Source organism: uncultured Deefgea sp. (assembly GCF_947072475.1).
GTDB lineage: Bacteria > Pseudomonadota > Gammaproteobacteria > Burkholderiales > Chitinibacteraceae > Deefgea.
Genome location: NZ_CAMTIA010000001.1, coordinates 97062 through 107781, shown reverse-complemented (window position 1 = coordinate 107781; position 10720 = coordinate 97062). Strand labels below are relative to the sequence as shown.

At 47.3% G+C, this 10720-nt stretch carries 11 protein-coding genes and 1 riboswitch; of the genes, 1 reads left to right on the top strand and 10 read right to left on the bottom strand.

The window, feature by feature from the left end; translation table 11 throughout:
• Positions 1-33: 33 nt before the first annotated feature.
• From rfbC to Q0V82_RS00455, 9 genes are all read right to left on the bottom strand, one after another.
• A complete protein-coding gene (gene rfbC / locus Q0V82_RS00495) occupies positions 34-576 on the bottom strand; it encodes a dTDP-4-dehydrorhamnose 3,5-epimerase (protein WP_297571787.1) in 543 nt (180 codons plus the stop codon).
• Between the two features lie 5 nt (positions 577-581).
• Complete coding sequence (gene rfbA, locus Q0V82_RS00490; protein ID WP_297571786.1) at positions 582-1463, bottom strand: glucose-1-phosphate thymidylyltransferase RfbA; 882 nt, start codon at positions 1461-1463, stop codon at positions 582-584.
• Positions 1464-1498: 35 nt separating this feature from the next.
• A complete protein-coding gene (gene rfbD / locus Q0V82_RS00485; RefSeq protein ID WP_297571784.1) occupies positions 1499-2572 on the bottom strand; it encodes a dTDP-4-dehydrorhamnose reductase in 1074 nt (357 codons plus the stop codon).
• The gene (locus tag Q0V82_RS00480) at positions 2569-2925 is read right to left on the bottom strand and encodes a four helix bundle protein (RefSeq protein WP_297571783.1); all 357 of its coding nucleotides are present in this window, start codon (positions 2923-2925) and stop codon (positions 2569-2571) included. Before Q0V82_RS00480 ends, rfbD begins: the two co-directional genes overlap by 4 nt.
• Before the next feature lie 7 nt (positions 2926-2932).
• On the bottom strand, positions 2933-3646 hold the full coding sequence (locus tag Q0V82_RS00475) for an HI0074 family nucleotidyltransferase substrate-binding subunit (RefSeq protein WP_297571781.1): 714 nt from the start codon (positions 3644-3646) through the stop codon (positions 2933-2935).
• A gap of 7 nt (positions 3647-3653) precedes the next feature.
• Positions 3654-4787 carry a dTDP-glucose 4,6-dehydratase gene (rfbB, locus tag Q0V82_RS00470; protein ID WP_297571779.1) on the bottom strand — a complete coding sequence of 378 codons (1134 nt, stop codon included), beginning with the start codon at positions 4785-4787 and terminating at the stop codon, positions 3654-3656.
• A gap of 290 nt (positions 4788-5077) precedes the next feature.
• The gene (locus tag Q0V82_RS00465) at positions 5078-5638 is read right to left on the bottom strand and encodes a hypothetical protein (RefSeq protein WP_297571777.1); all 561 of its coding nucleotides are present in this window, start codon (positions 5636-5638) and stop codon (positions 5078-5080) included.
• Between the two features lie 3 nt (positions 5639-5641).
• Positions 5642-6148, bottom strand: a complete 507-nt coding sequence (locus Q0V82_RS00460) for a Wzz/FepE/Etk N-terminal domain-containing protein (protein ID WP_297571776.1) — start codon at positions 6146-6148, stop codon at positions 5642-5644.
• 250 nt (positions 6149-6398) lie between these two features.
• Positions 6399-7040: a protein-L-isoaspartate O-methyltransferase gene (locus Q0V82_RS00455; RefSeq protein ID WP_297571775.1), complete on the bottom strand. Its 642-nt coding sequence runs from the start codon at positions 7038-7040 to the stop codon at positions 6399-6401.
• A gap of 90 nt (positions 7041-7130) precedes the next feature.
• Positions 7131-7286, top strand: a riboswitch (TPP riboswitch).
• Between the two features lie 96 nt (positions 7287-7382).
• On the opposite strand from Q0V82_RS00455, the gene thiC reads away from it, so the two are divergent.
• Positions 7383-9308: a phosphomethylpyrimidine synthase ThiC gene (thiC, locus tag Q0V82_RS00450; RefSeq protein ID WP_297571774.1), complete on the top strand. Its 1926-nt coding sequence runs from the start codon at positions 7383-7385 to the stop codon at positions 9306-9308.
• Between the two features lie 331 nt (positions 9309-9639).
• On the opposite strand, the gene Q0V82_RS00445 is transcribed toward thiC, so the two are convergent.
• A complete protein-coding gene (locus Q0V82_RS00445; protein ID WP_297571773.1) occupies positions 9640-10518 on the bottom strand; it encodes a transporter in 879 nt (292 codons plus the stop codon).
• Positions 10519-10720 lie beyond the last annotated feature (202 nt).

Here is a 10720-nt window from a genome sequence, read left to right as displayed (position 1 = left end):
TGACTCTAGCATAAGGCTATTTCCATAATAAAATTAAAATTCTATACAGTCTTTAAATAACATTCCCTTTGCATCTTTTTCAGAAAGTACTGGTTTACCATGAAGTGGCCAATCAATCTTCAAATCAGAATCACTCCATAAAATTGTTCTCTCACCCTCAGGATACCAAAAATCTGTGGTTTTATAGTGCACGTCCGCGGTTTCCGATAAGACATAAAATCCATGCGCAAAACCTTCTGGAATCCAAAATTGCTCATGATTAGCTGCAGATAAAATCCTGCCAACCCATTGACCAAATGTAGGTGAATCAATTCTTAAATCTACAGCCACATCAAACACTTCACCTTGTGTAACCCGCACTAATTTAGATTGCGGTCTACCAACCTGGTAATGCAATCCACGCAAAACCCCTTGCAGCGAATGTGAATGATTATCTTGAACAAAATTAACAGATTGCCCCAGTTGATCTTTGAATGTTTGCACATTAAAGCTTTCAAAGAAAAAACCACGGCTATCATAAAATATGTTTGGAACAATTATTTTTAATTCAGGAATAGATGTATCAAGTATCTTCATCTTAATTATTTCCTATCCTGAATCAGGCACAAAAGATATTTTCCGTAACCCGTTTTTTTAAGTGTAGCGGCAAGAGTTTTAACTTGCTCCGCATCAATCCACCCTTGCCGATAGGCAATCTCTTCAGGGCAACAGACTTTCAGCCCTTGGCGCGCTTCGATGGTTTGGATGAATTGGCTGGCTTCGAGCATAGATTCATGGGTACCGGTATCCAACCAGGCATAGCCGCGACCCATCGTTTGTACGTCCAATTTACCTTGCGCAAGATATACACCGTTTACATCGGTAATTTCTAATTCACCCCGCAGTGATGGTTTGATGTTTTTGGCAATTTCAACGACGCTATTATCGTAAAAATATAGACCCGTCACGGCGTAGTTCGATTTAGGTTTAGCTGGCTTTTCTTCAATCGATAACGCTTTGCCATTCGCATCAAAATCGACGACGCCATAGCGCTCTGGATCATTCACGTGATAGGCAAAAACGCTGGCGCCATTTTCTTTATCGGCAGCGGTTTTTAATAAATCGGCAAATTCATGACCATAAAAAATATTATCGCCCAATACCAGTGCGACATTATCTTGGCCAATAAATTCTTCACCGATAATAAACGCTTGCGCCAGGCCATCGGGGCTAGGCTGTACGGCGTATTGCAATTTAATCCCCCACTGGCTACCGTCACCGAGCAATTGCTCAAAGCGTGGGGTGTCTTGTGGGGTAGAGATAATTAAAATATCGCGAATACCCGCGAGCAATAGCGTGCTCAGCGGGTAATAAATCATCGGTTTATCGTAAATTGGCAGCAATTGCTTCGATACGGCGATTGTGACGGGATAAAGTCGAGTACCTGAGCCACCGGCTAAAATAATACCTTTACGGTTTGCCATAAGAATTCCTAATGTTCTTTAAATTTTAAATAAAATTAAGGCTGCTTAATCAGCGTCATCACTTGCTGCACACCAACTTGCCAATCGGGTAGTACTAAACCAAAAGTGCTTTGCAATTTTTGGGTACTCAAGCGTGAATTAGCTGGGCGTGGTGCAGGAACTGGGTAGTCGCTAGCGGGGATTGCTTTAATCGCTTCGCTAGTAATTTTTAGGGTATAGCCTTGCTGTGCAGCAATATCATTAACTAGCGATGCATACCCATGCCATGAGGTTTCACCCGAAGCGACGAGGTGATAGGTGCCATAGAGGCTAGGGAGTTGGGATTGGGGAGTTGGGAGTAAGTTCTCAACCACATCTTCGCCACCTGCCAGTCTACTTTGACCGACCATCGTGATTGCGGCGCTCGGAAGTAAGTGCATGGCACTACCTGCTTCCCCAACATCCAAATCCCTACTCCCTACTCCCCACTCCCCATTCCTCATCACCTGCCGTATCGCATGTGCGGTTACATCTGCGATTAAGCTGGCTGAGGTGGGTGCGCCGATCTGATCGGCCACCACACTCAGCGCATCGCGCTGCTGCATCAATCGCAGCATGGTTTTTAAAAAATTAGCGCCATGCGCGCCAAACACCCAGCTGGTGCGAAAAATCAAATGCCGGCAACCACTAGCGCGAATCGCGTCTTCACCGGCTAACTTGGTTTTGCCGTAGACCGATTGCGGATTTGTTACGTCGTCCTCCAAATACGCACCGTTTTTACGACCATCAAATACATAATCGGTTGAATAATGCACCAGCAAGGCGCCGAGCTTGGCGGCTTCTTCAGCAAACACCTGCGGTGCAGTGGTATTGAGCAAGGTCGCTAGTTCAATTTCAGATTCGGCGCGATCGACCGCAGTATGCGCGGCAGGATTGACGATGATATCGGGGCGAATGCGTTGCACTAAGTCACGGATCGCATCGGGATTGGCTAAATCGCAATCATCCCGATCTACCGCAAACACCTCACCGAGCATGGCAAGGCTACGCTGCAACTCAAAGCCAACTTGGCCGTTTTTACCGGTGAGTAAAATGCGGGGAGTGGAGAGTGGGGAGTGGGGAGTGGTCATACGCTTTGTCCAATTTTTTTATGTAAGCCACTCAACAAGCGACCGACTAAATTCATTTGTTCAAAAAGAGCTAAATCCTTAGGAACATAACCCAACATTAAAGCAATTTCAGCTTGCGTATCCAACTCACTCAAGGAACCACGTGCGATGTTTAAAAAATGCAAATATTCTTTGCTTGTTCCTCGCGCCACACCTTCCGCAATGTTTGATGGGATAGAAACCGCAGCACGCCGCATTTGGCTAGTCAAGCCAAAACGTTCATCACTTGGAAATAGTGCGGTTAACTCATAGATCGTTTTGACTAACAGCATGGCTTGTCGCCATGTTTCTAATTGCTTATGCGGTTTATCCATTCCCCACTCACCGTTCACTATCCAAAGCCATTTGCAAACTATTTTCTAATTGCATAAAACCTGCTACATATTGATCGACTTTATCCAGCAAAACCGACACCTCGCGTTCGTCATAAACATGACTCGATAAATTACGCATTTCAATCATATCAAGCCATAGCGCATCATCTTGCAATAAACCCTGTGCGAAAGCATCTTTAAAAATCGCTCGCGGATTTTTGCTATCGATACCCACAAAATCTAAATATCTTTTTAATGCTTTCCAAGCCATTTCAAATGTGAATTCAAATCGTTGCACATTCAAATCAAGCACAACATCACCAAAACCCTCTGCACGCAATTGCACACTTTCGGTCTGGATTAACTTCAATCGTGCCAATGCGCGAGAAAAATACAGCAAACCATCTTCGGCGCGTAATTGCTTATTGGCACTAAATAAAACGCGACCGGTTTCCTTTACTCGATTTGCAAATCGTAGCTCGGTATGTGCAATATTAGCGACATCTATTTTTAGTAACGTCGGCAATTCATCAACTGCACTACGAATTTGTGTTAGCACATCCCAATCGGCATCCGCATCGGCAAATGCAAAGTCATAATCACTCGTTGCTTTGGCCTCACCATCCACACGCGAGCCAAATAACCAGATACGACTTGGTTTTGCATGGCGTAAAATAATGCCCACCACTGCATCAATGAGCTTTTTATCCAAAGAAGCCATGCTTTTATTATTTCCCGTACTGTTGATCAAGCCATTCACGATAAGCGCCGCTGGTTACATTGCTCACCCAGTCTTGATTGGTCAAATACCACTCTACGGTTTTACGGATGCCCGATTCGAACGTCTCGGCCGGTTTCCAGCCCAGTTCGCGCTCGAGTTTGCGCGCATCGATGGCGTAGCGACGATCATGCCCAGGGCGATCGGTCACATAGGTGATTTGGCTGCGGTAAGTGGGGAGTAGAGAATGGGGAGTAGTACCCGTCTGCTGATTCCCTACTGCCCGCTCTTCACTCCCTACTCCCAACTCCCTACCCCCTATCGGAGCCAGCTCGTCCAGCAAGTCACAAATCGTATGCACCACATCCAGATTGGCTTTTTCATTCCAGCCGCCGACGTTATACGTCTCGCCGACTTTGCCCGCTTCGAGCACGCGGCGAATCGCTGAGCAGTGATCTTTCACATACAACCAATCGCGAATCTGCTGGCCATCACCATAAATCGGCAATGCTTTACCTGCGAGTGCATTCAAAATCACCAGCGGAATCAGTTTTTCTGGGAAATGATACGGGCCGTAATTATTCGAGCAGTTGGTGGTTAAGATCGGCAAGCCATAAGTGTGATGCCAAGCGCGAACCAAATGATCTGACGCCGCTTTGCTGGCCGAATACGGGCTATTGGGCTCAAACGCTTTGGTTTCGCTAAACGCTGGATCATCCGCTGCCAGCGTGCCGTAAACTTCGTCAGTCGACACATGCAAAAAGCGAAACGCGGCTTTTTGCTCCGCAGCCAAATCAGTCCAATAACCGCGCACACTTTCTAATAAATTAAAGGTGCCAACCACATTGGTTTGAATAAATTCGCCCGGCCCGGTAATTGAGCGATCCACATGCGATTCGGCGGCAAAATTAATCACTGCGCGGGGTTGGTATTCAGCGAGCAATTTGCCAACAACTTCCCGATCACCAATATCGGCACGAACAAACACATGACGGGTATCGCCTTCTAACCCTTTGAGGGTATCGAGGTTACCGGCATACGTCAGCTTATCGACGTTAATCACCATCTCGTCGCAGCCAGCGAGCCAATCTAAAACAAAATTACCACCGATAAACCCAGCTGCGCCGGTTACTAAAATCGTCATTTAGGTTTTTTCCAATACTTTTATTCATTGATACACAATCAAGTCGTAAGGTCGGTTGAGTTCGTCAATCCTAGGCGCCTGATTTTGCGTCTTCTTCAAAAATCACCCTTAGGGTCGCTTTCAAGCGACCGAACACATGGCCGGATCGAAATTAGCCTGATCGACTAAAGTCGACCCTACAGCGATGTATTTTACTAGGTATCTCAAAGCTAAAGCCGAACGCTGGCTAAGGACCAATTTGCTATTTTTTTGCCACAACGACACGGCCAAGCCCAGCCTACAGACATCAATTACTTTGCGCGCCAAGCCGCGCCAATTTTGCCTAATAGTGCTGATGATTGGCTATTTTCTCTTGATTTGGTGATGGCTTCAGCAATAAATGCCCATAAAATACTTAAAAACAGTGCCGCAAATGTGGCCAACAATATAATTAATGCCCGTTTAGGCCCTGATTTTTCATCCGGCACTTCGGCGGCGGTCATTTTTAATTCATCGCGTTCTTGTTTTTTTAATAATTCAATTCGCCGATCCAGCCGCTCGATTAAAGCATCCCAATACGCTTGCTGTTGCAAAGCACCGACGGCGGCAATCCATAAACCGGTATTATTGGCATTGGCTTGTTTTTTCATGCTATCCACCACCAATCGCTGCAAGCTCGAGAGTTGATCTTGCATCCGTACCAATTCGTTTTGCATCATATCGCTCACACCACCTTGCAAGGTCGATTCAGCTTGAATCGCCGCTAAGCTGGTAATGCCATAACGATCCGCTGCGGACAATTGATTAATCATTGCCGCCAAATCGGTTTGTTTAATTTCGGCATCGTATTTATTTTTATTTTTTTGCGCCATTTCTCAGCGAGTTTCTAATTCATAACGCAGCTTAGAACTATCCAATAATCGCAGACTATATAAATTGCTTTGCAAAGCTAAACCCATTTTATTAGCCAGCAAAGCTGCAAACTCCGGATTTTTGTCGGTCACATTAATATCTAAAAAACCATCTTTGGCGTTTAAAGTAACTTTAACTGCATTACCCATTGCATTACGCGTTGCTTGTCGGCCTTTAGTATCAAAGTGCTCTACCAGCTTCATGTCTTTGGCGATCGTTTCTTTCACTTGATCGTTATTTAGCACCCAGTTGTAAACCGCCGCATTTTTCGACGGCGCAATTTTTAGCGTAGCTGTGTACTGATTGGGTAGACCGAGGGCCACCGCAGCCGCAATCACCGCAGCCAAAATCGGTAGGCCAATAATCAGTTTTTTGTGCTTGGTGAGTACCAATAGCAAGTCGAGCAAGGAAATCTCATCTTCTGTTTCTGGCTTGCGATTAGATAACTCGCTTGAGTGTGCAGCTGTCATTGGGTGTGTTCTATAAAAAAGTTAATAATTCAAAAACATCCATAAAAATGGCGACCATTATAATCGATGAGCCGCATTTTTCTATTTTTTGTAAGAAAAAAGCCAGTATTTCTACCGGCTCTTTGACTTAAACCACACAAATAAATACGCATGAAAAAATATTATGGTAAGACTAACAACAATAAGCTCCGCAACTTTCCTTTACTTCACTTCTAAAGCGGCAATGAGTCAAAGAGGCGGATGCTTTCGATCAAAATTCAAATACCGGTGCCGTCACACGCATTCTTGGCAAGTTGTAATCAAAGACTTGTTTTTGCTCGAGCACTGCGCCTACTTGACGATATAAAGTGGCATACATCATCGGCTCTTCACCAATAATCGCCAGCAAACGGCCATTATTGGCTAATTGCGCCAACAAGCTCGCTGGCGCTTGATCGAATGATGCGGTGGCGATAATGGCATCGAAAGGCGCTTGCCCATTGGGTGCCAAGGCATCGCCCACTTCGGCGCGGGCGTTTTTAATGCCGGCGGCTTTGAGCTGCGCATTGATAAAAGCCACATACTCAATATCGGCATCCACCGCCACCACGTGCGCGCATAAGCCCGCAGCCAAGGCCACCAAGTAAGCTGCGCCAGGGCCAGCAATCAGCAATTTATCAGTGGGCTTTAAGTCGATTTCTTGTAATAAACGCGCTTCAACCTTAGGTGCAAGCATCAGCTGGCCATGCGCCAATGGCAGTTCAACGTCAACAAAAGCCAATTCTTTTTTGTCCGCTGGCACAAAGTCTTCACGGCGGGTATTGAGCACCCGCGCTAGAATCACAGGATTTAACACATTCCACGGGCGAATTTGCTGCTCAACTAAAAGATAACGTGCGTTTTCCCAATCCATGTTTGCTTCACCTCAAGACAAGCCGACTACGGCGATTAGATTATTCAATTTGTCTTGCAATTATCCCACAACTCTTTTAATTTCACATTCATGAATCGCTAGGGGTTCCGATTTAAGCGACTTTTCTTGTTCTCGCACCGTTTTTTATCCAACGGCGAGCTGAGAAAACGTCAGTAAATCGGATGAGATATACCCTTGGAACCTGACCCGGTTAATACCGGCGTAGGAAAGCGAGTCGCTGACTTTTTGCGCCCTGACTCCTATGCCGTCTTTTTAAATCACGCGCCAACGAGCGCGACTGAATCACTCATCTGAGTTTGAATCAGTGCACAGGAGAACACCATGAACGCAAAAGCAGAATTTTCCGCCGATTCGGCCGTCGTCGACCAAGCCGCCATCAAGCCACTGCCTAATTCACGCAAAATCTATGTCGCCGGTTCACGCAGCGATATTCAAGTGCCGATGCGCGAAATCAGCCAAGCCGATACGCCATTGCAAATGAGCATCAGTGGCGCGGTTGAGAAAAACCCACCGATTTTCGTCTATGACTGTTCTGGCCCTTACACCGATCCAGCGGCTAAAATCGACGTGCGTAAAGGCTTAGAGCCTATTCGTGCCGCGTGGATTTCTGAGCGCAACGACACCGAAGTGCTCTCTGGCCTGACCAGTGAATTTGGCCGCATGCGCGAAGCCGACACAAGCTTGGATGTATTGCGCTTTGAGCTCAAACGCCAACCGCGTAAAGCCATTGCCGGCAAAAACGTATCGCAAATGCATTACGCGAGACTAGGCATCATCACGCCTGAAATGGAATTTGTATCGATTCGTGAAAACATGAACCGCGCGGCGTATTTAGAAAGCTTAAGAACCGACAGCCCAACTGGCGACAAAATGTTGGCGATGATGAATCGTCAGCACAAAGGCGAAAACTACGGCGCGAATATGCCCGACGTAATTACGCCAGAATTCGTGCGTAGCGAAATCGCCTGTGGCCGCGCCATTATCCCCAACAATATCAATCACCCAGAATGCGAGCCGATGATTATTGGCCGTAATTTCTTGGTAAAAATCAACGGCAATATCGGCAACTCTGCGGTAACGTCGTCGATCACCGAAGAAGTCGACAAAATGACTTGGGGTATCCGCTGGGGCGCCGATACCATTATGGATTTGTCGACCGGCAAAAACATCCACGAAACCCGCGAATGGATTTTGCGTAATTCACCCGTACCCATCGGCACCGTACCGATCTACCAAGCACTGGAAAAAGTCAACGGCAAGGCAGAAGATCTGACTTGGGAATTATTCCGCGACACCTTGATTGAGCAAGCTGAGCAAGGCGTGGATTACTTCACCATTCATGCTGGCGTATTGTTGCAATACGTACCGATGACGGCTGGCCGCATGACCGGTATTGTGTCGCGCGGCGGCTCGATTATGGCCAAATGGTGCTTGGCGCATCACCAAGAAAACTTCTTGTACACGCACTTTGAAGACATCTGCCAAATCATGAAGGAATACGACGTGGCCTTCAGTTTGGGCGATGGCTTGCGCCCGGGCTCAATCTGGGATGCCAATGATGAAGCGCAATTGGGCGAACTCAAAACACTCGGTGAACTCACGCAAATCGCGTGGAAACACGACGTGCAAGTGATGATCGAAGGCCCAGGCCACGTGCCGATGCAATTGATCAAAGAAAACATGGATAAAGAGTTAGATTGGTGCCATGAAGCGCCGTTCTACACGCTTGGCCCATTGACCACCGATATTGCGCCGGGTTACGACCACATTACGTCCGCCATTGGCGCGGCGCAAATTGGCTGGTACGGCTGCGCAATGCTGTGTTACGTGACGCCGAAAGAGCATTTGGGCTTGCCAAACAAAGCCGACGTGAAAGAAGGCATCATCACGTACAAACTCGCCGCGCACGCCGCCGATTTGGCCAAGGGTCATCCGGGCGCGCAGATTCGCGACAATGCACTCTCTAAAGCGCGTTTTGAATTCCGTTGGGAAGATCAGTTCAATCTCGGCCTTGATCCAGACCGCGCGCGTGAGTTTCATGATGAAACGCTGCCCAAAGACAGCGCCAAAGTGGCGCATTTCTGCTCAATGTGTGGCCCGCATTTCTGCTCGATGAAAATCACCCAAGATGTACGCGAATTCGCCGCCAAACAAGGCATCAGCGAAATCGACGCGCTCAAAAAAGGCATGGAAACCAAATCCATCGAATTCATCAAAACCGGTGCCGAGGTATATCACAAGCAATAATACTAGCCGCTGGCTAGCGTGATATACCCATAAAAGCATGCGCTATTCAGATTGGGTATTGATACAGTAAAAAGAGGTCCATATTGAGTCGATCTCATTCGCTAAATGAGCGCGACTGTTGCTCCTTCCCCCTTGATGGGGGAAGGTTGGGATGGGGGTGAGCTGCACGTCGTCGTATCACCCTCACCCTACGCCCCTTACCCATCAAGGGAGAGGGAATGCCGCGATACTTTGGCTACCATCACATCATCTGAACCGCATCAAAAAAACGCAGCGCCAAAGCATTGGTCGCTGCGTTTTTTATTTGCTGCCAGTCTGAATTAAATCTGATTTACCATGCGTGCGACAGCACCACCGAGATTTCTCGTTCTTTACTTGCGCCCTGCGCGGTGCTCACCGGCCATTCGCCCACTAGCCGCACACTATTGCCCCCCGGCAAACGAAAATTAATCGCGCCGCCAGCGAGCCAATTATTGATTTTATCGTTCGCCGTTCTACCGCCACGCGTCACCATGCCACCCGTTTGGTATTCTAACGTCGCCGCCAGCCACATCTCAGGAATCGGGCTGAAACTCGCCATGGTTTTAAAGTGATATACATTTTTTTGTTCAAATCGACCGATTTTATAATCGGCATTATCGGCAAACCAAGATAGTCCTGCCACCCCCTCCAAAACCCATTGATTCATGGTCCAAGCCAATTGGCATTCGGGCAATAGCATCCAGCGATTGGCGGTGATATTGGCTGATTGCTCTTTTTGATACGTCGCCGTCGGAATATTAACCTGTACACCGCAGGCGCTACTGAGTCCATTACGGTCGTAGTTTTTTAATGCATTTCGATCCAAGGCTGGCCGACGATAAACCCCCATACCAAAGCCCAACATCACATCGCCCACGCCATCGGCCTCCGCCGGCGCGCGGCGGCTATTGGTAAATGATTGATCCACAGTGACATATGGTAATTGCACCGCCATATACGCCAATTGCCCCGCAAGATCAAAATACTGCGCCTGCCGCAAGCTCACGCTCTGCTTATCGACGATTTCAAAAGTTTGCGGGCCACGTGGCGATTCAATGTGCTGCTGACGAAAACGCAATGAAGTGCGGCTGGTATCGTCCGCCACCAAACCATACTGCCGTGGGTCAACCGCATGCGTTGGCAAACTGATGAATACCCCTACTACAATCCCAAGCCACTTTTTATTCATTGCCATATCAAAACCCAAAATCCAGCGAGGCTGCACACAAGATACGGACTTTACCTTATATGATGGTAACACTTACAAACAAAACCAAAATAAACAATGAATTGAGTAAGCCCAACAACACTCGTCAATCCACACGCCAACCCCCACAAAATCAGCCTAGCCAATCACACCGCTAAGCCTTTGAATACGTTATACTTCTGCC

Coding starts and splice junctions, on each gene's coding strand:
- Q0V82_RS00455 (WP_297571775.1), bottom strand. CDS start 7,040: ATGGATTGGGAAAACGCACGTTATCTTTTAGTTGAGCAGCAAATTCGC.
- Q0V82_RS00460 (WP_297571776.1), bottom strand. CDS start 6,148: ATGACAGCTGCACACTCAAGCGAGTTATCTAATCGCAAGCCAGAAACA.
- rfbB (WP_297571779.1), bottom strand. CDS start 4,787: ATGACGATTTTAGTAACCGGCGCAGCTGGGTTTATCGGTGGTAATTTT.
- thiC (WP_297571774.1), top strand. CDS start 7,383: ATGAACGCAAAAGCAGAATTTTCCGCCGATTCGGCCGTCGTCGACCAA.
- Q0V82_RS00465 (WP_297571777.1), bottom strand. CDS start 5,638: ATGGCGCAAAAAAATAAAAATAAATACGATGCCGAAATTAAACAAACC.
- Q0V82_RS00445 (WP_297571773.1), bottom strand. CDS start 10,518: ATGAATAAAAAGTGGCTTGGGATTGTAGTAGGGGTATTCATCAGTTTG.
- Q0V82_RS00475 (WP_297571781.1), bottom strand. CDS start 3,646: ATGGCTTCTTTGGATAAAAAGCTCATTGATGCAGTGGTGGGCATTATT.
- Q0V82_RS00480 (WP_297571783.1), bottom strand. CDS start 2,925: ATGGATAAACCGCATAAGCAATTAGAAACATGGCGACAAGCCATGCTG.
- rfbD (WP_297571784.1), bottom strand. CDS start 2,572: ATGACCACTCCCCACTCCCCACTCTCCACTCCCCGCATTTTACTCACC.
- rfbA (WP_297571786.1), bottom strand. CDS start 1,463: ATGGCAAACCGTAAAGGTATTATTTTAGCCGGTGGCTCAGGTACTCGA.
- rfbC (WP_297571787.1), bottom strand. CDS start 576: ATGAAGATACTTGATACATCTATTCCTGAATTAAAAATAATTGTTCCA.